We start from the raw sequence: 25,450 nt of genomic DNA, 5'->3' as shown, positions 1-25,450 counted from the left end.
GTGCCGCTTCAAACGGCCCGGCCAGTTCTGGACGCCCAAAGGCATGCGCCATCTGGCCGCACTCTCCGAGGCACGCCATAATCACCACTGGGATCAACTCTGGTTCACTACCTAATCGGGGGCAGTGTCAAGATGCGCCCGCGTTGTTGAAAGACGTAGAACTGGACTGGCGCGAAGTCAAAAGACTTGCTAACGTGAAGGAGTATGCGGTTTGGCCGCAGGTGAAAGCGTTAATCCATGAGCAGTCCCAAACTCTCAATGTCGGGTTTCCCTACGATCCCGATGAATGAAGTCATGTCCTATGAGGACTGGCTAAAGGGACGTCGTGCCCGCCGCTTGAACGGCATGCGCACATCTCCAGAGATCATCCGCCGCAAAGAAGGCCCGGATGACGAACGTCTGCGCCAGCTCTACAACGGCGAACGCGGACTCCCTTTCCCCAAGGCCGAAGACCTGCGCACTGAACTGACGCCTGCGGAGAAAGCACTACTATCCAAAGTTTAAAGCGGCCTTTGGCAGAATGGCCCACCGGTGCAACCGGCCTACTTCTTATTCTTCACCGTGTCCACCCACGCCTGGTTATCCAGATACCACCGCACCGTATCCCGGATGCCGCGTTCAAACGTATAAGCCGGCACCCAGCCCAGCTCATTCTTGATCTTCGTGGCATCGATGGCGTAGCGGCGATCGTGTCCCGCGCGGTCTTTCACATACGTGATGAGCTTGCGTGAGCCGCCGCCCAGTTCGGGCTTCATCTCGTCGATCAGATCGCAGATGAGGTTCACGATGTTGATGTTCGCCCACTCGTTGTGCCCGCCGATGTTATATGTCTCGCCATCCTTGCCTTTGCCGAGCACCTGCCAGAGCGCCCCGGCGTGATCGCCCACGTAGAGCCAGTCGCGCACGTTCATGCCATCGCCATAGACGGGGATGGATTTGCGCGTGAGCACATTTTGGATGACCACTGGAATGAGTTTTTCCGGGAACTGATACGGACCGTAATTGTTCGAGCAATTCGTGATCACCGTGGGCATGCCATACGTGTGGTGATACGCGCGCACCAGCATGTCGCTGGAGGCCTTGCTGGCGGAGTAGGGAGAGTTCGGCGCGTAAGGCGTGGTCTCGAGGAAATAACCCGTGGCACCGAGGCTGCCGTAAACTTCATCCGTAGAAACGTGATGGAAACGTTTGCCGGTGAAGTTGCCCGCCCAAACATCGCGACACGCCTCTAACAAGTGGAACGTGCCGAGCACATTCGTATGAATGAAATCGCCCGGCCCGCTGATGGAACGATCCACGTGTGATTCCGCTGCGAGATGCATCACCTGCGTGATCTGATGACGCTTCACCACTTCCAACACCGCCGCCTTGTCGCGCAGATCGACTTTCTCGAAGGCATATTTCGGATGCTTCTCGAACTCTTTCAAGTTCTCGAGATGCCCCGCGTATGTGAGGCAATCCAGATTCACCAAGCGCGTGATTTCTGGCCGATCAATGATCAACCGGATGACATTCGAGCCAATGAATCCCGCACCACCAGTCACCAATAAGTTCATAAAAATCAACGTGCTGCCGGCATCTTGCCGACAGGTTTAAGGCGCCTGTTCTAAGTAGGGCTTCCCATGTTCAACTGTGACTTCAGATTCACACTTCTATCTGTGTGAATCTGTGTCCATCTGTGGTTAACTCTTCTCCGGTTTCCAATTCGCAAACGCATCTTCCAGCGCCTCTTCCACCGAGCGCATCTTGATGCCGGTGCTCAAGAGCTTGCTCACATCCATGAGGCAATTGGAGCGCGGCGCTTTCGCCACTTTGTAGAAATCACTGTCGCCGGAGAAAAACTCGAACTCGCGCTCCAGCTTGAGCGCGGGCTTCATCTTCGCCACGACTTGGCGCGTGGTCACGAAGCCTGGATTCGTCACGTTATACGTGCCAAAGGGAGCGCGGCGGTTCCACAATTCCAAGCATGCCCAGGCGAAGTCGCCGCGATGCGAGATCGCGTTCACATTGTCATACACCTTCGCGTAACGCTGGATTTTGCTGAGGTAATTCCGCGCGTTGTCGAACTCATCGAACGGGATGCGCGGACGCACGATGTAGCCGTTGCCGAATTGCGAGAGCACTTCTTCCGCGAGCGCCTTGCTGCCGCTGTAGAAACTGCAGGGCGGGCGGCGGAAGGAGAAGTTCGGATCATCCGTTTCCTTAAAGCCCGCGACCATTTCCGGCTTCGTCTCCACGAGATGGCGGATCTCGGGTTTGGTCAGGTCGGTTTCCAAGCGCCATTGCGAGCCTTCTTTCACGAACGCACCATTGTAGATGCAGCCAGAGGAAAGCTGCATCCAAGTGATGCCAGTCATCTCACAAGCGGAGACAACGGTTTGGCCTAAGACGACGGAGCCGAGCAATGTTTCCGCACGTTGCGTCTCGCAGGCATCGACGTTCGGGCGACCGGTAAAGCCACCAGCGTTGACCACGAGGTCAGGCTTCGTCTCTTTGAGGAAATTCAGCAACAGCGCAAACTTCGAGTAATCCAGTTCGCGACGGGACAACGTCTTGTAAGGCTTGCCGCTGGATGCCAGTTGGCGGACGAACGCCTCACCGAAATAACCACTCGCTCCCAATACGACGATCACAACACACCTCCCGATTTCAAACGTTTCGCTTCCGCCACGACGCTTTCCAGATACTCGCGATACTCGCACTGCGGGATGCGCGTGCAGAGTTCCGCCAGTTGATCGAGCGAGATGAAGCCGCGACGGAACGCCGCTTCCTCCGGGCAGCCGATTTTCACACCTTGGCGGCGCTCGATGGTCAGCACGTACGAGGAGGCTTCATGCAAGCTGCTGCTCGTGCCCGCATCCAGCCAGGCAAAGCCGCGTGCGAGGCCATAGACCTTCATAATCCCGCGATTCAGATAGGCCACGTTCAAATCGGTGATTTCCAGTTCGCCACGGGCGGAAGGCTTTTGCGCTTTCACCAGGGGAACCACCTGGTTGTCGTAAATATAGAGGCCAGGCACCGCGTAGCTGCTCTTCGGCACCTTCGGCTTCTCTTCAATGGAGATGGCTTTGCCGGTTTCGTCAAATTCCACCACGCCATAGCGGCGCGGATCATTCACGTGATAACCGAAGATGACGGCACCGCTTTTGAATTCACTGAACGCCTTGGAGAAGACATCGCCACCATAGAAAATGTTGTCACCGAGGATGAGCGTCACGCTGTCATTACCGATGAACGATTCGGCGATGAGGAAGGCTTGCGCGATGCCCTCGGGCTTGGCCTGTTCGCGATATTCCAGTGTGATGCCCCACTGGCTGCCATCGCCTAGCAATTGTTTGAAGCGGGGCAGGTCGTGCGGCGTGGAGATGAGGCAGATCTCACGGATGCCGTTCTCGACGAGCGTGGTCAGCGGATAATAGACCATCGGCTTGTCGTAAACGGGCTGCAACTGCTTGCTTGCCACCAGCGTCAGCGGATAAAGCCGCGACCCTGCGCCACCGGCGAGAATGATGCCTTTCATTTGAGCCTAGGATTGAAAACCCGAGGCAACTAATCCAGCACGAAAATGCTCCGTAATCCTTGGTAGAAAGGAGCTTTGGATGGCTGCGAACTTTTCTCCGTAACAATTAGACCGGCCTGCTTAATCACTTTGGTAACGAGTTATGAACAATAATATCAAAGTCATTCTGGCGATTTCCGTGATCTCAAACGTGTTGCAAGCGGGTTATGCGTTGCGACCCCAGCCATCGTCTCAACCGCTTGCAGAAGGGCAGGTGAGCAAAACTGCGGTGAATGCATCGGCAACCGCTCCGAGAATAGATAAACAAGTGGTTACCAATACAGTGACCAAGCGGATTACTTGGGAGATGGTGGAATCTGGCGACTATAAGGAATACATCGACAACCTGCGGGCCATCGGCTGCCCGGAGGAAACGATTCGCGACATCATCCTCGCGGATGTGAACAAACTCTACGAACAGAAGAAGCAGACACTTAGGGGTGGAGGCGGGAAGTTCGAGTATTGGAAGGGTGGCAACCCGCTTTTAGGGGCGATGGATTCCGGGCTTATGCAGAAGCTGAAGGCGCTGGAGGAGGAAAAGCTCGCCGTGCTGCGCGCCCTGGGCATCACTCCCGATGGCAAGGCCGAGCTAGCGCGAGTGGTGACACCTTTCGATGCGATGATGGATTTCCTGCCAGAGGAGAAAAAGACCCGTGTGATCAAGATCCTCACGGACAAGCAGTCCAGAATGATGGAAGCCAGCAAGAACGGAAGCGATCAGGAGGCGATGGCCTCGGCGATCAAAGAAACGGAGGCGGCGCTCAAGGCATCCATGACGCCTGAGGAATTTGAGGATTATCAACTGCGTTTTTCGCTGACGGCGAACCTGATGCGCAGCCAGACTGCGGGGTTCGATCCGAACGAAGCTGAGTTCATGGCGGTCTTCAAACTGCGGGAGCCGTTTGATAACGAATTCTCACCCTTGACGCGCGGGAATGAAAATGAGGAGCAACGCAAGATCCGGGAGGATGCCGAAGGCAAGCTTAAGGAAGGTATCAAGAACGCGATTGGAGAGGAACGGTATATCGCCTATGAGCGTGCGCAGGATTGGAACTTCCAGCAGATCTATCAGGCGGCGGTGAAGGGCGAGCTGAGTGCTGCGGAAGCAGTCAAAGTGTACGACCTAAAAAATTACGCTGAACAGGGGACGATGAATGTGTTGAAAAACCAAGACCTGACACAGGAGCAACGAGTCCAGATGCTGCAACAATTACAGCAACAGACCGAAGCCTCAGTGAAAGGCATCTTGGGTGAAAAAGGCTGGGATCAATATAACCGGGGCATCAACACGCACTGGATAAAGAATCTCAATCCGATTCCGTAGCAAGTTTCGTTTCGTTAGCCCGTATGCGAGGCGGCTGCTCTTACGCGGATGCGCTCAAATCCTTCAGATCCGCTCGAACGCTCTCGTAGCTCGTATTGTAGGCGAGCACTTTAGGGTCAGGTTGAATGCCCCAGGTTTGGCAGGCGGCGGTATAGACATCGGGCCACCAGTTGCGGTGTTGGGTGTGGCCTTCATCGCGCCAGGTGGTCCAGCCCATGAGGACTTTGGACCAGCATTCGTCGCCGTATTGGATGGCCTGTTTGGCTTCGCCGATCTGGCTCACATACCAATCGCGACCCACGCGGGCGTGGAGCACTTCATCCGCCCAATCGTAATCTTGGAACAGACCCGCGAGAGGATTGTGCGAGGCCAGCCCCACTTCCCATTCGAAACGCTTGCCTGTCTTGGGCATCAGCCCTTGCTCGATGAAATACAACACGGCATGGCGCTCAATGGGTTTCAACTGCGTGTTCAGCGCCATGGACCATGTGAAATTCACCATCACCTTCTCCGGCCAGTTGATATTGAGATTCGCAAAGCCGACCTCGCCCATCATGGCGTGGCGCGCCTCGTCCCAAAGCTGGCGTGTCATGTCCTGATAGTAACCCCACGGTTTGTCCGGCGTCTCCGTGATGATGCTCGCCATCATCTCCGGCACATCGATCTCGCGCAGGCGCTTGTAGAACATCATCAACGTCTTGGGATCAGGCGTAAATTGTTCATCGTAGAGGAACACCTCGGCATTCACGCCCATGTTGTAAGGATCTGGGAACCGTTCATCACGCTGCGGAAAGCCATCGTATTGGTAAGGCTTGGCGGAGTAATGTAGCGGGAGATTCTTCTGCACGGGTTCGTTTGCTCCATCGAGTGAGCCGACGGTGGCGAGGCAATCATCCAGCAATGCGAGCCAAGGTTTAGCCGCCTCCCGCGCTTGACTGGAAACAATGCAGGCGATCGCCTTCGTGCCGTAATCGAAAATATCATTCAGCTCCAGCAAGGCATGGCGAACAACGCGCACGGAAGGGTGATCCACCAGTGGATTCGTATTCGCGAGATGTCGTTCCAATCCGGCTTTCAGCGCAGGCACGGCTTTCTCATATACCCCGAGCAACAGCTCTTCCGTAGTCGGGGCACTAAGGATTTCATTGAAGAACAGTTCGAGGCTTTTATCTGGAACGACATCCAGACCAAGGGGTGGCTCGCGCATCTCACCGACACGCTTGCGCAGCATGCTGACATGCTCGGCGCAGATGTGTGAGTGATAGCTGAACGCCATCTTCAGCTCGTAAATCGGCTCGGCGGTCAGTCGTGCGGTGAAGATGTGGTGCAGGCGCTTGAAGGCGTAATGAAAACGTTTGAGCCGGTGGACGCAATCCTCCACAGAGAGGCCAGTCCGTTGCGCTTCGGCCATCGTGCAGATACCCGCCAGCGCTGGGAGATTTTTATACGACTCATATTGGCTCATGGGGAAAGCGTGGCAGAGATGGCGGGATTTGTCTTTATCCAAACCAGAGGTGATTTGACTGTTTGCAACATTTTAGGAGCGCGGGTCTCCGACCCGCAGCAATGTTCGAATGTCCGGTGGCGTTGAAATTCCTGATGCCATCGTGCTTGAGTACGTTGCTGCGACTCGGAGAGTCGCGCTCCGCTAAAGCAGCTCTCGCCGATTCAGAGATCGGCGCTCCAATCAGGTGAGCTTACTCTTTCTGATGGGTGAGTTTGTCATACCACCCTTGGGAGTCGAAGAAGCGGAGGACTTCTCGAGTGGCGTCGGAATTGATTTCAGTGAGTGACCAATAGTGTTCGCTGTAGCCATTGTTGGCTACACCAGAGAACACGCTTAGAAGCTTATCAGTGATGAACTTCGCCTCTTTCTCGCCGTTGATACGGCCGGATATGTCGGCGATCAAAGCAATGCTCGGCATTTGTCCGAGGGCTTTTACCAAGTCCACCAAGTCTTCCAATTCCAGTTCGCTTAGGTATTCATCATAGTATCGGATCCAGATGGTGGGATCGCCAGTGAGCGGGGATATCCACTCTGGGCCGGGAAAAGATTTGGCGAAGGTGGATAGCACCTCGGTGACGGCTGTTTTCTCCGCATCCTTCAGATAGATGACGACTGAACGCATACCCTTTCGTTCAGGCTACAAGTTCAGTAGGTGCTGTCGAGTCTGCCTGGTCTTATCTATGTCCATCTATGTGAATCTGTGGTTAAACCGTCTGCACACCCATTGACACCCGCGCCCCGGCATGATTCCGTTGCGCCCGCTGGTTTCGACCGGCAGAAAAAGTTAATGAAGAAATCGTTCAAGCAAGTGGAAGGCGCTATCGTCGCGCCGCAAGGCTTTCTCACCTCCGGCGTGTTCTGCGACATCAAGCGTCTCGGCACTGGCAAGGGTTCGAACAAGGGGCAGAAGCGTGACCTCACGGTCATAGTCTCCGAAGTGCCTTGCACAGTGGCGGGCATGTTCACGACGAACCAGATCTGCGCCGCGCCGGTGAAGGTCTGCGTGCCGCGCGTGAAGAAGGGCGTCGCTCAAGCCGTGGTGGTGAACTCCGGCAATGCGAACGCTTGCACGGGTCGCCAGGGCATGAAGGACGCGCTGGATATGACGAAACTCGTCGCGGGCCAGCTTCACTTGCCGGAAGAACATGTTTTGGTCGGCTCCACGGGCCGTATCGGTGTGACCATGCCGATGGAGAATGTGCGCACGGGCATCCATGATGCTCTACAATTGCTCGGTAGCGATGTCCAGCACGCGGCGGAATCTGCTGAAGCCATCATGACGAGTGACACGAAGCCGAAGCAGGTCGCGATCGAATTCAAGCTCGGCGGCAAGAAGGTGCGCATGGGCGGCATGTGCAAGGGCGCGGGCATGATCCAACCCGGCATGAGCGCGACGGGTGCGCGTCCGGCGGCCTTGCCGAAAGGTGTGCCCGCAGGTCTGCACGCCACGATGCTCTGCTTCATCACGACGGATGCGGCGATTGAGGCAAAGACCTTGCAAGTCGCTTTGGAAGAAGCCACGGCGAGCAGCTTTAACCGCATCACCGTGGATGGCGATATGAGCACGAACGACACGGTGCTCGTTCTCGCGAACGGCTTGGCGGAGAACAAGCAGATCAAGGGCACGAAGAGCGAAGATTTCCAGGCGTTCCAAGCGGCGCTTAATCACGTCTGCCTCGAACTCGCCAAGATGATCGTGCGCGATGGCGAAGGTGTGCATCGCGTGGTGACGGTGCGGGTGAGCGGCGCAAAGAATATCCAAGACGCGGATGCCGCTGCCCGCGCGGTGGCGAACAGTGCGCTTGTGAAAACGAGCTGGCACGGTGGCGATCCGAACTGGGGCCGGATCATCGACGCGCTCGGTTACAGCGCGGCGAAGATCGTGGAGGAGAAGGTGGACATCGGCTACAGCGCACCAGGAGCAAAAAAGGTTCTCTGGAGCCTCAAGCGCGGACAACCAACGAAGGCGACCTTCAAGGATTTGTGCATCGCCGCATCACCGAAGGAATTCGAGCTGCACATCAACCTGAACCTCGGCAAAGCCGGGACGTTCATGTATGCCGCCGACCTGACGGAGCATTATGTGGATTTCAACAAGGGCGATGTGACGGACCCGACGACGTTGGGGGGCTGAGCGGTTAGCTCGTTGCCCGTTCGTAAACCGAAGCGAGCGGCAAGTTGAAAGCCAACGAAGGGATTAGCAGGTTATCCGTGGGCGATTGGAGTGATTCCGGTTGCCAATGGTTTTCCCGGCGGAAGACGGTGATCTGCGATTTGCTTTGCTGGACAAGGATGTATTCCTGAAGCGATTCGATTTGCCGAAGAAATAAGAATTTCGACCGCCTGTCGGTAAGCTCTGTTTTAGGTGACGATACTTCGATGATCACTTGCGGCTGGCAGCGGTAACTTGGATCAGAGTCGAATTGCTCGTTGGTGATCAAGATATCCGGATAATAGATCAGTTTGCTTTCGCCGACATGGACTTGGAGTTTCATGTCACTGGCGAAAATATTCAGAGATTTTCTTTTGACCGGTTGTTGTAGTGCAGAAAATAAATTCTGAACAATGGTGCTGTGCTGGCTATCCTCTTGATCGGTCTGAAATATGGCTCCGCCCCAATACTCTCGACGGATGGGACGATTAGTTTCCTCAGCGAGATAGTCCTCAAGGGTCTGCCAGATGGGAGCTTCAATGCTAGCCATGCATTAAAGCTCTCGCTTAGGTGATGGTAGGGCAAGGACATTCTGGCACTCCTTCAGAGTGCTCTCGTTATCACGCTTTTGTCCGGAGGTGTCGCTCCTGATGGTCGCTCAAACTCCGGCTACTTTCTGGCATCGCTTCGCGATGCTAAGGAGTGGGTTTGATTTCTCATTAACCCGTTGCGTATGGACGGCAACTTACTGCCGGCTGGAATCCGGCAGCACGGGCTTCAAAAGACACCCGTCAAGTAGGTCACAATCTTTATTGCCAAGTTTGCCCTGAGTTCCTTTTATTCCGCCGTGCAGGATTTGATCTCTAAAGCGGCGACGTTGCTGGAAGCGTTGCCTTACATCCAGAAATTCAGCGGCACGACGTTTGTCGTGAAGTACGGCGGCAGCTTCATGGATTCTCCCGATGAAGCGGTGCGCAACGGGGTTGCGCGCGACATCGTGTTCCTCGAGGCTGTGGAGATTAATCCTGTGGTAGTGCATGGCGGCGGCAAGGCCATCACGCGCGCGATGGACAAGGCGGGCCTCAAGGCGGAGTTCATCCAGGGGCAGCGCGTGACGGATGAGGCGACGGTCGCGGTGGTGGATCAGGTGCTTTCGCGCGAGATCAATCCGGAGATCGTGCGGACGATTAACCGCTTGGGTGGTGTCGCACAAGGTTTTGCGGGCACGGATATTTTCACCTGCAAGAAGCTGCTGCTTGATGGGCCAGATGGCCAGAAGATCGACATTGGTTACGTGGGCGAAGTCATCAAAGTGAACGTGGAACCGTTGCTGGAATGCATTGATCGCGGCGTGACGCCGATCATCAGCCCGACGGCGAAGGGCGCGGATGGCAAGATTTACAACTGCAATGCAGATGTGGCGGCGGCGATGGTCGCCATCGCGCTCAAGGCGAAGCGCCTCGTGTTCATGAGCGATGTTCCAGGCTTGATGCGCGATTTCAAAGACCCGAGCACGGTCATCCCGCATCTTGCGACCAAAGAAGTCGCGGAGCTGAAGAAGGCGGGTATCATCGACAAGGGCATGATCCCGAAAGTGGATAGTGCCGTGGCCGCCGTGAAGTCAGGCGTGGACAAGGTGTCGTTTGTAGATGGCCGCATGAACCACGCCGTGCTGTTGGAGATCTTCACGGACGCCGGGGTGGGCACCGAGGTGGTATTATAAATTTACGATTTGAGATTTACGATTTACGGCCCCAAGTTTCCAACTTCACAGGGTAATTGTCCCTAAGCATTGAGATGAAAGACATCGTTCCGCAGCCGCCGATTGTGCAGAACCAGCAGCAATCTGTCCTGGAATTGTTCCAGCGCAATGTCGTGCCGAGCTATGGCCGTTTTGAGATCGTGTTCAGCCATGGCGCGGGCAGCCATTTGTGGGATGTGAACGGGAAGCGCTATCTGGATCTGGGTAGCGGCATCGCGGTGTGTTCACTCGGGCACGCGCATCCGGCGGTGACGGAGGCGCTCATCGAGCAATCGAAGCGGTTAGTGCATATCTCCAATCTTTACTACCACGAATCGCAGGGGCGGTTGGCGCAGAAGATCGTGAGCCAGATCGCGCCGGGCAAGGTGTTCTTCGCGAACAGCGGGGCGGAGGCGAATGAAGGCCTCTACAAGATCGCGCGGAAGTTCGGTCATGATGAAGGACGGTTCGAGGTCATCACGGCGGTGAATTCGTTCCACGGACGGACGCTCGCGGGCATCTCCGCCACGGGGCAGGAGAAGGTGAAGAAGGGGTTTGAGCCGATGGTGCAAGGGTTCCGCCATGTGCCGTTCAACGATCTGGAAGCGATGAAGGCGGCGATCTCGCCTGCCACGGCCGCGATCTTGATCGAAGGCATTCAGGGCGAGGGTGGCATCACGCCGACGACGGTCGAGTATCTGCTCGGTCTGCGGCAGTTGTGCGATGAGAAGAAGTTGCTGCTCATGATGGATGGCGTGCAGTGCGGGCATTTCCGCACGGGCCGGTTCCAGAGTTTTCAACGGATCCTTGAAGGCGTGCCCGGTGGGGAGAAGTTCCTGCCGGATGCGATCTCCATGGCGAAGTCGCTCGGTGGCGGTTTCCCAATGGGTGCCTTCTGGGTGCGGAGCGAGGTGCATGGCGTGAAGCTGGAGGATATCCTCGGGCCGGGCACGCATGGCACGACGTATGGCGGCACACCCTTGGGCTGTGCGGTGGCGCTGAAGGTCTTGGAAGTGATCGAGCAGGAGAAGCTCGCGGACAACGCGCGCAATCTGGGCAGTTACTTGAAGGATGGCTTGGAGCACATGGCCAAGACGTATCCGCACGTGGTGAAGAATGTGCGGGGACTGGGCTTCATGCTGGGCTTTGAGCTGGCGGCGGACTTGCCAGCGTTCAAGGCGAGTGACAAGGCGGCCTCGATCCAGTTCGTGAACCGCCTGCATAGCATGGGTCTCATGACGATTCCTTCCGGCGCGCAAGTGATCCGGTTGTTGCCTTCTTTGAATCTGCAGAAGAGTGATGCGGAGGAGGGGTTGGCGATCATTGAGCGGGCGATAAAAGCGGTGGCGTAAACGCGCTAAATCGCATCGAGGAGGATTTGGGACCGTGACGTTATCGTAAATTTCTGTAAAAACCCGTGGACAAAACCCCGTGGGCTTCCCTATAAACTGCGCTTTCCCCTCGTAACAACAGGGGAGGCAGGCGGGCGGCCGACGACCCGCGCTTTGCTTTTTACGGTTAGAATATGAAGCATCTGTTGAGTCTGGAGACGATGTCCCGTGAGGACATGGAATTGGTTTTGCGCGATGCCGCGGTTTTCAAAAAGACCCGCGGCAAGCATGCTACGCAACCGCTGGCGGGCCAGACGTGGGCGCTCATCTTCTCCAAATCTTCCACGCGTACCCGCGTGTCTTTCGAGGTCGGCGTTCGTGAATTGGGCGGTAATGCACTGTTCCTGAATGCGAATGACATCCAGCTCGGGCGCGGTGAGCCGATCAAAGACACGGCGCGCGTTTTGGGCCGCATGATCCATGGGGCGATCATCCGCACGTTCGCGCAGAGTGATGTGGAGGAGTTCTCGAAGTATTCCAATATCCCGACGGTGAACGCGCTAACGGATGACGAACATCCCTGCCAGATCCTGACCGACATCTTCACGTATCAGGAGAAGAAGGGTTCTATCGCGGGCAAGGTCGTGACGTTCGTGGGGGATGGCGCATGCAATGTTCCGGCGAGCTGGGTGTTTGCGGCGGCAAAGCTGGGTTTTGAACTGCGCATCGCGGCACCGAAGGCGTATCAGCCTTCGGAAGCATTGCTCAAACGCGCTGTGGGACCGGGCAAAATCGTTTGCACGGAAGATTTGAGGGCGGCTTCCGCAGGAGCGGATATACTTTATACGGATGTCTGGGTGTCCATGGGGAAGGAAGCCGAGGCAGCTCTGCGGAAGAAAGATCTATCCGGCTATCAGATCAATGCTGAACTGGTTAAGCTGGCAAAGCCCGAAGCGTTAGTGATGCACTGTCTGCCCGCTTACCGCGGTCTGGAGATCGATGATGCGACATTGGAGGCCCATGCGCAGACGATCTTTGAGCAGGCGGAGAACCGGTTGCACACGCAGAAGGCGATCATGAACTGGATGGTGGCGTGAGTTCCGACAGGACCATCTGTTAGGAATGCTATGACAGACGGGTGTTCCCCATGCTGAGTCCTTCTCTCCAGGGGGAAGGAGAACGATTCGTGACGGGCTTAAGAGGATGCAATCCTATCTCACCTGTTTGATCACGCGCACGCGATGTGCCTCGCTGTCGCCGATGTATAGGCTGCCGTCCTTGTCCACGAACATGCCGTGGGGGCGGCCCATCTTGCACTTCAGCGGGTCGCCATCCGGGCCATCGCCTTTTTCGCCGGTGCCGCAGATGAGTTCCAGCTTGCCAGTCTTCATATCCACCATGCGGATGCTGTGGCTCTCGGTATCCACGAGATAGACTTTGGAATCATCCGCTGAGAGCGCGATGCCTTTCGGCCCGCTGAGGGTGGCTTCCTTCGCCGGACCGCCATTGCCGGTGAAGCCTTTTTTGCCCGTGCCCGCGATGTGATGGATCGTGCCTTTGCCGAGGTCCAGCTTGAAGACCTGATTACCCTCACGCAACGCGAGCCAGAGATTGCCTTTGCTATCGAAATCCAACGTGCGTGGTCCGTTCAATGGCACATCTTTGAATTGCGCGCCATCAGGAGTCGCCGTTTTCTGACCATTACCTGCGAAGGTCGAGATGATGCCTGTCTTCATATCGATCTTGCGCACACGATGATTGCCGATATCGCACACGTAGAGATCGCCCTTCGTATCGAACTGGATGCTGTGCGGTTGATTGAACTGGGCTTTGTCCGCCGGGCCGCCATCACCTGAGAAGCCCGCTGTGCCCGTACCTGCGACGGTGCTGATGATGCCCGTCTTCATTTCCACCTTGCGCACGCGATGATTCCGCATATCCACGATGAAGAGGTCGCCTTTCTTATCGAACCGGATCTCGTGTGGTTGATTGAACTCCGCTTTCACCGCCAGACCGCCATCGCCACCCGCGCCCGTCTTGCCGCTGCCCGCCACGGTGGTGATGATGCCTTTCGCATCCACCTTGCGCACGACCTGGCCGCCGTATTCGCAGAAATAGATGCAACCATCGGGGCCACGGATGACGCCGAAGGGATCGTTGATTTGTGCTTGGGTGGCGGGACCGCCATCGCCGGAATACCCCTTCACCCCCGTGCCCGCGAATGTCTCGGTGCGCCATTCCGCTGCCGAGAGTGAAAGCGTGGCGGAAAGGACCGCGAACGAAAACGACATCAAGCGACGGGTGAATGGATGCATAACGGGAAGTCTTATGCCGGAGAAATGGGAAAGAGAAAATGAGATTTTTCGTGAATACTTGTTGCCGAAAGAATGACAAAGAGTCTGTTTCGCGGTGCCGTTAGGCACCTTAGATTCATAGCGGTGGCTTTCAAGCCACCGTTGAAGAGTTATGCGAACACCGTCACGTAGTGACGGAAGAATCTTCGGTCACTACGTGACCGGGAATATGTTTGAAACACGACAGCGGCTTAAAAGCCGCTGCTATGAATCTTGATTCGCTACGCGAATCTCCGCCTCGTCACCTCGGCGGCTATAGCAGTTTCAACCGCAATCCGCGTTCCTTCGCCCGCCGGGAGAGGTCTTGCACGAGTGCCAGTTCCATATCCTGCTCGATGAGCAGGAAGGTGGTCTCGTTCTCGCACTTGATCTCGCCATGGTTCTGGTAACCGTGCTGCTGTAGGATATCGCCGAAGATGGAGTAGAACCGTTCCGCTTCTGGTGTGCTCGCGGTGGGCGCGGTAACGGCCACAGGCTGTGCGATTGCTTCGTTCTGGCTCAGGCGCGAGATGAGTTGTGTTCGTAGCAGCGAGGGTTCATCCGCATAGGCAAGGATCGGTTGATTCGTCTGAAACACCACTGTCTCCGCATGACGCGCCACGAGGATGACGGGTTTGCCGAGCGCTTCTGCTACGCCTAGGTAATAGAGCACGGCAGGATTGTTACCCGAGACATCCGCAAGCAGAGCGTCACTTGCCTTGATCGTCTGGTGCGCTTGCGTGCGCAAGGCAGAGGACGCTAGCGACGTGTTCAACCGCGTGCCGATCGCCGCCATCTCTTGCAAGGCGGGTTTGACGCCGTGCAGCCAGACCAGTTCGGATGGTTCTCCGGCGGGGAGCGCGACGGCGATGTTATTCAGCGACTTCATTGTGCGGGCGCGGCATTTGTTCCCACCGTTCCCATAGCATTGGTGGTAACAGATGGGGGTGGCACTGGCCGTGAATAGGGTAATGCTACCTGCGATGGGAATGCCCATTCTTTGAAGTAGCTCGCCCACAGCTTCAGCTTGCCATTCTCGTAGTTCATGCCGAGGAAGATGTAGACGGCTATACCGATCACGATCCACTTGGGCTTGGAGCTTTTCTCCTGCGCAAACGGGTCTTCGATGGACCGTGAGGAATTGGCGGGCAATTCCGCGATCTTGGTGAGCGAACCACCAAAAGGAACATTGATCTTGGCGCGTGCGTTCACCGCCCAGCCATTGGCGTCCAATATAGGGCCGATATTACGCTGACGGAGCTTCATGTAGGCCAAGAGCATAGCAGGGCCGGAGATCAGCATCAGGGCGCCGCCGATTGCCAGCGGCATCTGCCAGGCTTGCAAGCCCATGAAACCTTTGGCCACGGCGGCAATCGCTCCACCAATGGCACCGAGTGCCAGACCGATGGCAGCAAAGATACCGGCGAACTTGGCGACATCGAAGGCTTCCTTCCCTGTGATCGGAGCAGCGGGCTTGGCTGCAGGCGCTGGTGCCGGCCCTTCAATCTTCTTACCCGCATCCGCGACACCAGCCGCCGCCTGATCCGTGATCGCCTTATCCCGTGCCGAAGCCATCTTCTCGATCTGCGCTTCCACCATCTTCGCCACGCGCTTGTAAGGTGACCAAAAGGCCTGACGGATGCTGATGGGCTGCTCGACGACGCGCAGAATAGTCGCATCCCAATCACGACCTTGGCGGTCATAGAAGATGCCGTTGCGCGCGGCCATGAGGAAATCGGAATCTCCGTCCGTGAACGCGGCGGCGATGGTCATCTTTTCGTTTGTGCTCTTCCGCACGCATTCGCAATAGGCTAGATAGCAACGGCTCAAACTGGCGAGTGCGCCATGGCGTCCGGCATCTTCCGCACGCACGCAGAGATCGCAACTGCGGCCGTCAAGATACAACGTGCCGACCTGGAAAATGGCCTTTTGCTTGGCGCTGTAAAAATCGCGGAAAGAAACGAAGTTGTTCAGCAGCGTGTAGAGATCGCGATAGTAACGGACGAGGCGATCCACGGACGCGATGGCGTTGACGTCTGCTTCCAGCGCTTTGTCCTGATTGATGAGCTGGGTGATGGTGTCTTTCCCATTCGTCGCCAAGATCTCGCGCACGCGAGGCAATCCGAGTTTCTCGACGAGCAGACCGGCTTTGCTTCCGGCCCATGTCTCATAGACAGCCAGTTTGCCTTGGATGGTGTTCCACTCAGCTTCGGTAAGCGTTTTCTGCTCACCCAAGAGCGGCTTCACCACATCGGACTGGAACTTGGCGAGGGAGGCGGACCATGCGGGGTTGATGCCATCCAGCAAAGGAAGCGGAGTGCCGGGCGCCACACGCGCGAGCGGGAAGCTGGCGATTTCCTGCGCCGTGATGGAAAGGTCTTTCGCGGCGAGCGCGAGGTAATCTGCCTCCTGACGGTTCAACGCGCCGAGCGCGCGGATGTCATAGTGCGCGAGACGGCAACGGGCAAAGAAATCTTCCACTTTGCTTTTCACCGCTTTCATCGCGGTGACGGCAGTGGGGGTGGCATCACCCAGGGGAAGGATGTTTTTATCGCCTTCCGCCTTCTTCCACCAATCGGAGAAGGCCTGTAACTCGGCGAAGAACTGATCGACCTTGGCCTGGTTCACACCGGGCTTGCCGCTGCGGTCAGGGACTTCGCCCACACACGCGAGGATATCTTTGATGATGCTTTGGATGGCGGCATCCGTGGCGGATTCCACCGGGACCACACCATCGCCATTGAATTTGGTCTGAGCGAAGATCTTAACGGTGTCGGCAGTGTCATCCACCGTGATGGAAGGAGCGTCCGCCTTGCCGAGGTCTTTGAGGATCTGCTTGGCAGAGGTGAGGATCTGTTTGCCTTCGGGAGTGCTGTCATTGATGGCACTGAGGGGCAGGGCAGCAGCGGACTTTGTGAGGTCGTCCACATTCTTGAGCATGGCAGCGGACCACTTCACAGCAGCGAGGATCTCCGGCACGCGGATACGGCCGTCCTTGTCGGTGTCGATGAGTTCGAGCGTCTTTGTGTCGAACTCAAGACCCTTGGCCGGACAGGCGAGCGCGACCCAGAGCTTTTGGTCGAGTTGATCCAAAGCGAGCAGATCGGCACCGTTATCGAGACTGACCTGATCGAAACCGCCGGCGCGATAGAAGCGCCACTTGTGAGCCGAGCCGCTGGATAGGGCGTTTAACATAGGATTTGTATGGCCTTTTGTTGCCTGCTTACGTTGTCGTGTTTCAGTCAAGCATCGTGCTAAGTGCAAGGATGGCAAAAACGGAGGATTTTTTCCAAACCTATTTCGGCCCTATAATTGCACTTGCGGCATGCGGGAGAGAACAGGCTAACTCGTGGCGTTTAACACCAATCCATGAGCAGAAAAAGCAAAGAGCCGATTCCTCAATCTGCTGCTTCGGCCAGTCTTTTGGCCAAAGCGGGTGCATGGGTGTTTCCTTGGCGCGCGATGGGCGTGATCTTGGTGGTGCAGTTCATCTGGCTGGGATTGGCGGCGAAGGCGAATCTGGATCAGCTCAACAATGATGCGATCGCCTATCTGCGACTGGGTGAATATTACGCCGAGGGGAAGATGGACTTGGCGGTGTCTGGCTATTGGGGGCCGCTGCTGAGCTGGTTGATTGCGATAGGTATCAAGTTGGGGATGGCGCCGATGGGAGCGGGACGCGCAGCGATGGTATTGTCAGGGCTGGTCTTCACGGCGGGAGCGATCGGCCTTTTGCGCGGAGTGCGGATGAATGGCTGGCCCGCAATATTAAGTGCTGCCATTGCAGCTATCTCCACGATCTTCTGGTCGGTGGAATATCTCTCACCGGATTTGCTGGTATCAGGATTGATGCTGGGAGCGTGGGGGATTTTGTTCGCTGGCGTATGGGAAAAGACGCGAAAGTGGTCTGTGATCGCCGGTGTTTTGTGGGGGATAGCATATCTGGCAAAGGCAGTGGCGTTCCCGCTGGCCGTGGTGGTGACAGGTGTGGTGGCAGGGTTCCGTGTCTTGTTCGGTGGAGATAAAAAGAGTTTGTTGCAGTCAGCTGGTATCACGGTGGGAGTCTTCGCGCTGGTGGCATTGCCTTGGGTGGGGACGTTGTCTTCGAAGTTCGGGCATTTCACCTTCAGCACGTCAGGAAAAATCAATCACAGCATTGTGGGGCCTGAGGATGTGGACCGATATCATCCAGTGTTTCGTACCTTTCATAAACCCGATGAAGGTCGCGTGACGCAGTGGGAGGAGCCATCGCGGATGGATTACAAGCCATGGTCACCGACACAGAACATGGATCATCAGCTGAAGCTGGTCCGGAAGAATCTAGATACGGTGATCGTGCATCTGACGAATTTCGATCTGCTTTTCTTAGGGATCGTTTCGCTGGTAGCCGCGTTCATTGTGACCAATCCATGGCGGGAAAAGCTGACGGCAGAACGCTGGCGCTGGGTGGTGCTGCCTTTGGGCTGTTTGTGTGGCATCTACCTGCCGGTGTGGGTCGCGCCATTTGATGAACGGTATTTCTATGCGGCGCTGCCAGTGTTGCTCATCACCAGTTTTGGTCTGGTAGCGTGGGTGAGAAAGACGATGGATAACGCGGTTTGGGTTTCGATGGTGGGCGGTGGTTTGATCGTGATTTTGTTTGGGTTTTATCCTTTGCTGAAAGCTTCATTTGCGCCTTCGGGTTTGCAACATCCGACGACATTGATGGCCCGAACGATGGCGGATGCGGTGAAGCAGCAAAATATCAGTGGTCCCATCGCGGGAAGCGGCACTGTGTTAGGAAATCGCACGGGATTGTTCACGGCCTATCTGCTGGGTATGCCGTGGCTGGGTGATCGCAAGGACGCGACGGTGGAGGAGTTTCAGGCATCTGGCGCGCAGATCATCATCATCAATCTCAAAGAACGTGCAGCTGATGGGCTGTTGCAACATCCTGATTGGAAGCGGTTGGAGGTGGTATTTCCGAGTGTCCCGGGCTTGGAGGGAGATGCGCCCTTGATGGTGCTGGTCCGAAATGGTTCTTAGCGACACAAGTGTGGAGATATTAGGTCTAGCACTCTCCTTGCATATCGCAAGGTTTTGCGGTTAATTGAAATAACTTCGTCGCCAAGTTGAATGAAGATCAAGCTCTATTGCAGCGGGTTGTCGTATCAGACCCGGCCGAATGCGGTCATCGGTCCGGAGCAGTATCAATTGCCCCGGCTGGCTTTGGCGCGATTGAACCAGTCTTTCCTGCCGGATTACTCCCTTTTGTTGCTGACCGGTTCGCTGATGATGGACAAGCGGACATTGAACGAACTGGTTCGCGGCCTCATCCCGATGCCGGGTGGTCTGGTGCTGGCATTGAAATCACTGTACGATGTGGGCTTGGTAGAGGTCGTGGATTTCGAGAAGAGCTACGGCAAAGTGAAGGATGGTGTGTTGACTGGCTTGGATCAGCATCTGATGGCGTTCAAGGACTGGGAAGCGGCGGTGGCGCAATCTGTGGAGAACTGGCGCATCTTCAATGTGGCGGTGCAGGAAAATCTGCGACCCAAGATCCAACGCATCCGCCAGATGGCGCAGCGCACAGGATTAGACTATACGGATCTGGCCTCGAATTATCTGCATGATCTCGCCGGCCGCATCCAGATGGTGAAGTTCTTCGCAGAGGATGCTTTGCCTTCGCCAGATCCAGCAGCGGAAGTGCTGCCTGATGCGGAGCTGTTCACGAATCATCTGCGGGAACATCTGCTCAGCGCCCATTATTCGCTCGCCTTGGCGCGTGAATTAAAAGCGGGCGTTCACGAGTGGGCGGATGCTGCGCCGTACTATCAAAAGCTTTTGGGCCATGATAAGACCGAGGCACCTTTGTTTGAACTGCCGTTGCCAGAGTTTTCCTTGTGGCATCCAGACAAACTGGTGAAAGCGATGACGAGCAAGGCGGCTGAGGATTTGCGCGGCTTGATGGAAGATACGCTTGTGAGCGGCAAAACTTGGAATGAGGCTGCGGCGCAAAAATGTCTGATGGCGATCGTGAAGATCGATCAAGGCATGCCATCGGTTCGACGTGTTTCAGCTTATCGCAAGCCGGTGGAAGAGGGTGGTAAAAAAGGTGCGATCGGCGACTGGTTGCTGATCAGTGATGCTTTAGGAAGCAAGCCGCAGGTCATTGCGACATGATTTGCGGGGGGCGCGAGATAATGATCTCGCGCCCTTCCGAAACTTCAGGATTTCAGGAAGCTTTTCAGCATCCAGACGGTTTTCTGATGGAGGGTGATACGGCCAATCATCAAGTCCTGGCTTTCCGCGTCTTCAAGTTTACCTGCGAGATCACGGGCTTTGGCAGCATCCACCAGCAATTTCTCATTCGCACTGAGGAGTTGCTTCACGTAGCCCTCTTGCGACATGGGCGCGGCGAATTCTTTCATGCCTGCTGTCTTGGCGAGCGCACCCAAGCCGCCGATCGCATAAGCGTCGAGGGCACGGATACGTTCGGCGATCTCATCCGTGGCGGCGAACAGTTCTTCGTATTGCGTTTGAAAAGCAGTGTGCAGGGCGAAGAAATCAGGACCTTCGACATTCCAATGCGCAAGATGCGTCAGCGACATGAGCGCATAAGAATCCGCGAGGACTTGGTTGAGACTGTCAGTGAGAGCTGTCTTGGAAGAAGAGGATTTGTTTTTCGCCATGCCGTTTTGTAAGGGGAAACGGCGCGGTGGGCAATCTCTGGAGAAAGTTTTCTACGCGGAAATCTGTGATCCTGCGCATACATGAAAAAAGCCGCATCATTGCTGATGCGGCTTTTTGTTTGATGAGATTTAAAAGGCTTACATGCCCATGATCTGGTAACCGCTATCCACGTAGAGCACCTGGCCGGTGATGGCGGCGGCGCCGTCGCTGGCGAGGAATACGCCGGTGGCACCGAGTTCATCAGGCGTCACATTGCGCTTCAGCGGCGAGTGCTCTTCGTAGTGCTTGAGCATGGTGCTGAAGCCGGAGATGCCGCGGGCGGCGAGCGTGTTCACCGGACCGGCGCTGATGCAGTTCACGCGGATCTTTTGTTGGCCGAGATCGTAAGCGAGATAGCGCGTGGAGGCTTCAAGAGCGGCTTTCGCCACACCCATCACATTGTAGTGCGGCACCACTTTCTCCGCGCCGTAGTAGGACATGGCCACGATGCTGCCGCCATCGGTCATGAGCGGAGCCGCGCCGCGTGCGAGGGCGACGAGCGAATAAGCGCTGATGTCGTGCGAAATCTTGAACGCATCACGCGTGGTGTTCACGAAACGGCCTTCGAGGGCTTCCTTCGGCGCGAACGCCACGGAGTGCAGGAGGAGGTCCAGCTTGCCAAATTTCTCTTTCACTTGGGCGAACACGGCGTCGATATCCGCATCCTTCGTTACATCGCACGGCACGAGGAGGGTATCGGGACCGAAGGTAGCGACGAGTTCTTCGACGTTTTCCTTGAGGCGCTCGCCCTGGTAGGTGAACGCGAGGGTCGCGCCAGCCTTGGCCCAGGCCTGGGCAATGGCCCAGGCGATGGAACGCTTGTTGGCGACGCCGAAAACAATACCAATTTTACCTGCGAGTAGTGACATAAGCGTAAAAACGTTAGTAACGGGAGTTTGCCGGACCTAGGGAAGGGGTGGCAAGGGGTAAAAACGGCCCTCCGGGCCGAAATGACGAATGACCAAGCACGAATTCCCAAGGAATGTCCAATGACTAAGCCCCAATTAGGTCATTGGGCATTGCTCATTTCTTGGTCATTCGGATTTCGTCATTAGTCATTTATTTTCCCGCTGCTCTTACCTTAAATAAACCACCAAACCCTGCCAGCAAGATGGTTCCTACCGCCCATGCCGCTGCTGTCGGATGACCGGGAGCGAGGTAGAGACTCGCCGCACCGATTGCAGGACCGCCGCAAATACCGGCACCGATGAGGGCTTCATGGATGCCGCCGTGCTCGCCTTTTGCCTCACTGCCATCCATGGCGTAGAAGAGTGAGGAATAATAGATAAGTCCTGTGGCGAGGCCGAAAACGATTTGGGCGACGATAAGTTGCCACACGGCATTCGCCAGCATGATGCTTAGGAAGCCGCCGCCGAGCATGATGAACGCCGCTACAAACCAGCCGAAGCGATAGTGCCACCCGTGCCAGAACCACAGCACCACAAACGAAGCCGCACGGACCATGAACCAGAGGGACATGATGCGACCGGCTTCGGCTACACTCAGACCGTTATTCGCGGCGATGCCGGGCACTACGGCGAGCAACGTGTTGATGGTCATGTAGGAGAAAGGGTTCGCCATGAACGCGAGCTTTTGGAAATAACGCGGTTTGCCCACGCCTTCACCCATCACGGCGGCTTCACCACGGATCGGTGGGGCTTTGGCAAGCCAGTCATCATGCCATTTCTTTAGCGGAAAAGTGAGGATGAACTGGATGACATGCAGGATGAAAGGCAACCAGTAGAGGCTCTTCAAACCGAGTGATTCGAAAATCATGCCCCCACTGAAATATGCGGCGGCAGCACTGGCGGCCCAAACGACGTTATAGAGGCCGAGGCGATGTGGCAGAGCGGCAGCATCTTCATGTTCGGCGACCATGGCTTCCAGCATCGGCCAGGTGAGGCACATGGTGATGGTCCATAGTGTAAGTGCCACGAGCTGCATCACGATGGAGGGGAAAATCCCGCCCAGCAGTACGCTCAAAGCCATGCCAATGAAACCGATGCGCAGGATGCTGAAATAACCGGCCTTCTGCCCGATCTTGCCGCCCAGCCACGAGGCCACCACGTAGATGAGGCCATGCACGGCACCCACGGCGAGGTTGTGCTTATTATCGAACTGATACTCCTTCTGCAGGAGAAACATCAGGTAATTGAAATAATACGCCGTGGCGAAGGCGTTCAGGCCTTCGAGCAGGTAGCAAATGACTTTGACGAACGGCGGGCGCATATCAAACCAGCATCACTGGCTGCTTGGCGTCGGCGGGGATGGCGGAGATCTCACTGATAGCCTTCAGGCAATACCACTTCACGGCATCGGACATCGGCGGATCGAGCGTGAGCAGTTCATCCGCGCTGCACCAACGGATGGCGTGATGCTCCTCTTCCGCAAGGGCGACATCGCCCCCTTTCGGTCGCGCCCAGTAGATGAGGCCGATGTGTTCGTGCGTGTCACTGATACGATGAATATCGAGAAAACGTGGTGCGATGAGCGCGCGGGTGCCGGGGCTGGTGGTGGGCGGGCGTTCGCCGATGAGTTCCACGTCGAGGCCGCTTTCTTCTTTCGCTTCACGGAGCGCGGCTTGCTCGGGCTCCTCTTCCAATTCCACGTGTCCGCCGAGCGGGAGCCACTTGCCAAGCTTGCGGTGATGGATGAGCAGGATTTTCTGCTCGTGCACCACAAAGATGGCGACGGTGAAATCAATTTTCTCGTGAATGTGCGGCATATAGCGAGACGTTAAGGCGGCGGAACTCTGTGGTGAACGGGGCGAGCCGTCAAGGGAGGGGAGGGAGCGCGGCTTTTAAGCCGCTTCAACGGTCATAAGCTATAAGCAGTTTCAAAACGCCTTACAGTCTCAAGAGCTATTCACTCGATGACCTTAAAATTTCTATGTCATCTGGTTTGCGGACGTTGAAGCGGCTTGAAAGCCGCGCTCCGCTGGCTGCGTCTGCGCTCGACAGATTTTAGGTTCCTCTTTTTAATCACACTCATGACCACCTTGAAGTGTTTGTTCGGCCTTGTGTCGGGTTGTGTGTTGCTGGGTTCCGTATTCGCAGCGGAACCGGCGAAGAAGGTTTCTCTTTTCGATGGCAAGACGTTTACGGGCTGGGAAGGGGATACGAGCAAGAGTTTCCGCATCCAAGATGGCGCGATCGTGGGCGGCAATTTGCAGACAGCGATTCCGCGTAATGAATTCCTCTGCACGACGCGGCAATACACGAATTTCGTCCTGCGCGCGAAGTTCAAGCTGTTGGGTGGTGAGAAAGCGAATGCGGGCATCCAGTTCCGCACGCAACGCATTCCGAATCATCATGAGGTGATCGGGTATCAGGCCGATATGGGGCAACAGTATTGGGGCGCGTTGTATGATGAATCGCGGCGCAAGAGAATCTTGGCCGGTCCGGCGAAGGAGGAGATTCCGCAGTTCGTGAAAACGAATGACTGGAATGAATATGAGATCCGGTGTGAAGGGGCACGGATACAGCTTTTAGTGAACGGTAAGAAGACGGTGGATTACACCGAGGAGGATGCGACGATCCCGCGCTATGGAATCATCGCGGTGCAGATCCACAGCGGTCCGCCGACAGAGGCGTGGTATAAGGATATCACGATCGAGGAGCTACCGTAACAAGGAGCGGGGTCCCGCATGCGAGACCGCTTCAGCATTCGATAACTTGCGGAGTTTAGAAGCAGGAAGAAGCCCTCTTCTTGGACGCAGGACTGGATTTTGAACCTGCTGTGATAGCTTTTACATTGAAGCGGCATAAATGCCGCGCTCCTTAATCGCCACCGGCAGCAGCGCCCATCTGGTTGAACATGCCGACGTAGAACATGATGATGCTGGCGGCGATGCCGAGCATGATGAGCAGGGTGATGGCTACGCCCAAAGCGGTAAGAAAACTGCGCATCTTGCGGGAGCCTTCTTCCTGATAAAAGGTGTAGATGCGGCCCAACGATTCATCGAGTTGACCGCTTACTTCGCCGGAGTGGTAGAGATTGCCAAAGAGTTCGGGGAAGACGCGGGCTTCGTTGACGAGTTCGGAGGGGAAATCGCCGTTCTCCAATCTTCTTTGCCAGCCTTGCACAGTCCAATGGATTGCAGGTGAACCACAGGCAGCGGAAGCCAGCATCCATGCTTGAATCGTGGGCACACCGGCGGCGAGCAGTGCTTCCAAGGCAGCGGAGAGGCGGGCCAAGGCTAGGCTACGCCGGGCGGTGCCCAATACTGGGATGGGGTGGAGGACTTTTTCGATGATGCCCCGCCATGTTTCGCCATGACGACCTTGACCGATGAGCAGTGTCAGAAAGACAAGGGCATAAACCGGGCCCACGATGAACGCCTTGCCGATGATGTATTGTGCCACCGCTCCGTCTTTCACCAACGCCACCAACGAACTGACCGGAAAGATCAGGACTGCGAAGTGAAAAAGGAAAACGGGGTAAGCAATCCGTTGGATGAGGGCATAGATCAGTTCCGCACGCTCACGGTAGTAGTTCGAGAGCATTTGGAAGCACTCGGGCAGACGACCGCTTTTTTCGCCTGCTTCCAACAAGGAGAGGTCAAACTGAGTGACCCATGTGCCGGTCTTGGCCAAGGCTTCGGAGAAAGTCAGGCCCTGACGGAGATGATTCAGGGTGATCTGTAACGGCTCGCGGAAGGAGTGTTTCGGCGGATGTTTGGCAAGCTGTTCAATGACAGAAGGCAGGCCGAGGCCTGCCTTCAACATGGAACTCATCTGATGATACAGCTCTGCCCTGAGGGCAAGTTCGCGGGGTGTGATGATCATAACCG

The 25,450-nt window shown here is 56.1% G+C and carries 23 protein-coding genes; 9 read left to right on the top strand and 14 right to left on the bottom strand.

Annotated features, from left to right (window positions below):
- The first annotated feature begins 237 nt into the window (after positions 1 to 237).
- Entirely contained in the window at positions 238 to 504 is a 267-nt protein-coding gene (locus VGH19_13480; protein HEY1172373.1) for a hypothetical protein, read from the top strand.
- Positions 505 to 542: 38 nt separating this feature from the next.
- On the opposite strand, the gene rfbB is transcribed toward VGH19_13480, so the two are convergent.
- From rfbB to rfbA, 3 genes are all read right to left on the bottom strand, one after another.
- Entirely contained in the window at positions 543 to 1,556 is a 1,014-nt protein-coding gene (gene rfbB / locus VGH19_13475; GenBank protein HEY1172372.1) for a dTDP-glucose 4,6-dehydratase, read from the bottom strand.
- A 126-nt stretch (positions 1,557 to 1,682) separates the two neighbouring features.
- Positions 1,683 to 2,633, bottom strand: coding sequence for a sugar nucleotide-binding protein (locus tag VGH19_13470; protein HEY1172371.1), 951 nt, complete (start codon positions 2,631 to 2,633; stop codon positions 1,683 to 1,685).
- A complete protein-coding gene (rfbA, locus tag VGH19_13465; GenBank protein ID HEY1172370.1) occupies positions 2,630 to 3,520 on the bottom strand; it encodes a glucose-1-phosphate thymidylyltransferase RfbA in 891 nt (296 codons plus the stop codon). Before rfbA ends, VGH19_13470 begins: the two co-directional genes overlap by 4 nt.
- A gap of 142 nt (positions 3,521 to 3,662) precedes the next feature.
- On the opposite strand from rfbA, the gene VGH19_13460 reads away from it, so the two are divergent.
- Complete coding sequence (locus VGH19_13460; GenBank protein ID HEY1172369.1) at positions 3,663 to 4,883, top strand: hypothetical protein; 1,221 nt, start codon at positions 3,663 to 3,665, stop codon at positions 4,881 to 4,883.
- 40 nt (positions 4,884 to 4,923) lie between these two features.
- On the opposite strand, the gene VGH19_13455 is transcribed toward VGH19_13460, so the two are convergent.
- On the bottom strand, positions 4,924 to 6,348 hold the full coding sequence (locus tag VGH19_13455; protein HEY1172368.1) for a hypothetical protein: 1,425 nt from the start codon (positions 6,346 to 6,348) through the stop codon (positions 4,924 to 4,926).
- 232 nt (positions 6,349 to 6,580) lie between these two features.
- Complete coding sequence (locus tag VGH19_13450; GenBank protein HEY1172367.1) at positions 6,581 to 7,012, bottom strand: hypothetical protein; 432 nt, start codon at positions 7,010 to 7,012, stop codon at positions 6,581 to 6,583.
- Between the two features lie 165 nt (positions 7,013 to 7,177).
- On the opposite strand from VGH19_13450, the gene argJ reads away from it, so the two are divergent.
- Positions 7,178 to 8,524 (top strand): bifunctional glutamate N-acetyltransferase/amino-acid acetyltransferase ArgJ, encoded by a 1,347-nt coding sequence (gene argJ, locus VGH19_13445; protein ID HEY1172366.1) that lies wholly within the window; start codon positions 7,178 to 7,180, stop codon positions 8,522 to 8,524.
- Positions 8,525 to 8,528: 4 nt separating this feature from the next.
- Here argJ and VGH19_13440 read toward each other — a convergent pair whose 3' ends face one another.
- Positions 8,529 to 9,092 (bottom strand): Uma2 family endonuclease, encoded by a 564-nt coding sequence (locus VGH19_13440; protein ID HEY1172365.1) that lies wholly within the window; start codon positions 9,090 to 9,092, stop codon positions 8,529 to 8,531.
- A 297-nt stretch (positions 9,093 to 9,389) separates the two neighbouring features.
- On the opposite strand from VGH19_13440, the gene argB reads away from it, so the two are divergent.
- The 3 genes from argB (at position 9,390) to argF (ending at position 12,711) form a co-directional block, all read left to right on the top strand.
- Positions 9,390 to 10,265, top strand: a complete 876-nt coding sequence (argB, locus tag VGH19_13435; GenBank protein ID HEY1172364.1) for an acetylglutamate kinase — start codon at positions 9,390 to 9,392, stop codon at positions 10,263 to 10,265.
- 74 nt (positions 10,266 to 10,339) lie between these two features.
- Positions 10,340 to 11,635 (top strand): acetylornithine transaminase, encoded by a 1,296-nt coding sequence (locus VGH19_13430; GenBank protein HEY1172363.1) that lies wholly within the window; start codon positions 10,340 to 10,342, stop codon positions 11,633 to 11,635.
- 173 nt (positions 11,636 to 11,808) lie between these two features.
- A complete protein-coding gene (argF, locus tag VGH19_13425; protein ID HEY1172362.1) occupies positions 11,809 to 12,711 on the top strand; it encodes an ornithine carbamoyltransferase in 903 nt (300 codons plus the stop codon).
- 114 nt (positions 12,712 to 12,825) lie between these two features.
- Here argF and VGH19_13420 read toward each other — a convergent pair whose 3' ends face one another.
- From VGH19_13420 to VGH19_13410, 3 genes are all read right to left on the bottom strand, one after another.
- Positions 12,826 to 13,929, bottom strand: coding sequence for an SMP-30/gluconolactonase/LRE family protein (locus VGH19_13420; protein HEY1172361.1), 1,104 nt, complete (start codon positions 13,927 to 13,929; stop codon positions 12,826 to 12,828).
- A 292-nt stretch (positions 13,930 to 14,221) separates the two neighbouring features.
- Positions 14,222 to 14,836, bottom strand: a complete 615-nt coding sequence (locus tag VGH19_13415; GenBank protein HEY1172360.1) for a hypothetical protein — start codon at positions 14,834 to 14,836, stop codon at positions 14,222 to 14,224.
- Positions 14,833 to 17,142: a hypothetical protein gene (locus tag VGH19_13410; GenBank protein HEY1172359.1), complete on the bottom strand. Its 2,310-nt coding sequence runs from the start codon at positions 17,140 to 17,142 to the stop codon at positions 14,833 to 14,835. The genes VGH19_13415 and VGH19_13410 overlap by 4 nt, the downstream gene beginning before the upstream one ends.
- 174 nt (positions 17,143 to 17,316) lie before the next feature.
- Here VGH19_13410 and VGH19_13405 point away from each other — a divergent pair, with 174 nt between their 5' ends.
- Together VGH19_13405 and VGH19_13400 are read left to right on the top strand one after the other, a co-directional pair.
- Positions 17,317 to 18,972 (top strand): glycosyltransferase family 39 protein, encoded by a 1,656-nt coding sequence (locus VGH19_13405; GenBank protein ID HEY1172358.1) that lies wholly within the window; start codon positions 17,317 to 17,319, stop codon positions 18,970 to 18,972.
- 90 nt (positions 18,973 to 19,062) lie between these two features.
- On the top strand, positions 19,063 to 20,109 hold the full coding sequence (locus VGH19_13400; GenBank protein ID HEY1172357.1) for a hypothetical protein: 1,047 nt from the start codon (positions 19,063 to 19,065) through the stop codon (positions 20,107 to 20,109).
- A gap of 44 nt (positions 20,110 to 20,153) precedes the next feature.
- Here VGH19_13400 and VGH19_13395 read toward each other — a convergent pair whose 3' ends face one another.
- The 4 genes from VGH19_13395 to VGH19_13380 form a co-directional block, all read right to left on the bottom strand.
- Positions 20,154 to 20,618 (bottom strand): DNA starvation/stationary phase protection protein, encoded by a 465-nt coding sequence (locus tag VGH19_13395; protein HEY1172356.1) that lies wholly within the window; start codon positions 20,616 to 20,618, stop codon positions 20,154 to 20,156.
- A gap of 138 nt (positions 20,619 to 20,756) precedes the next feature.
- Entirely contained in the window at positions 20,757 to 21,527 is a 771-nt protein-coding gene (locus VGH19_13390) for an enoyl-ACP reductase (GenBank protein ID HEY1172355.1), read from the bottom strand.
- Positions 21,528 to 21,717: 190 nt separating this feature from the next.
- Complete coding sequence (locus VGH19_13385) at positions 21,718 to 22,887, bottom strand: MFS transporter (GenBank protein ID HEY1172354.1); 1,170 nt, start codon at positions 22,885 to 22,887, stop codon at positions 21,718 to 21,720.
- A 1-nt stretch (position 22,888) separates the two neighbouring features.
- On the bottom strand, positions 22,889 to 23,383 hold the full coding sequence (locus VGH19_13380; GenBank protein HEY1172353.1) for an NUDIX domain-containing protein: 495 nt from the start codon (positions 23,381 to 23,383) through the stop codon (positions 22,889 to 22,891).
- A 264-nt stretch (positions 23,384 to 23,647) separates the two neighbouring features.
- Here VGH19_13380 and VGH19_13375 point away from each other — a divergent pair, with 264 nt between their 5' ends.
- Positions 23,648 to 24,286: a DUF1080 domain-containing protein gene (locus tag VGH19_13375; GenBank protein ID HEY1172352.1), complete on the top strand. Its 639-nt coding sequence runs from the start codon at positions 23,648 to 23,650 to the stop codon at positions 24,284 to 24,286.
- A 151-nt stretch (positions 24,287 to 24,437) separates the two neighbouring features.
- Here VGH19_13375 and VGH19_13370 read toward each other — a convergent pair whose 3' ends face one another.
- Positions 24,438 to 25,445, bottom strand: coding sequence for a type II secretion system F family protein (locus VGH19_13370; GenBank protein HEY1172351.1), 1,008 nt, complete (start codon positions 25,443 to 25,445; stop codon positions 24,438 to 24,440).
- Between the last annotated feature and the right edge of the window lie 5 nt (positions 25,446 to 25,450).

Source organism: Verrucomicrobiia bacterium (genome assembly GCA_036405135.1).
GTDB lineage: Bacteria > Verrucomicrobiota > Verrucomicrobiia > Limisphaerales > JAEYXS01 > JAEYXS01.
Note: the sequence above shows the minus strand (reverse complement) of the source record. Positions and strands in the feature narration are given on the sequence as shown.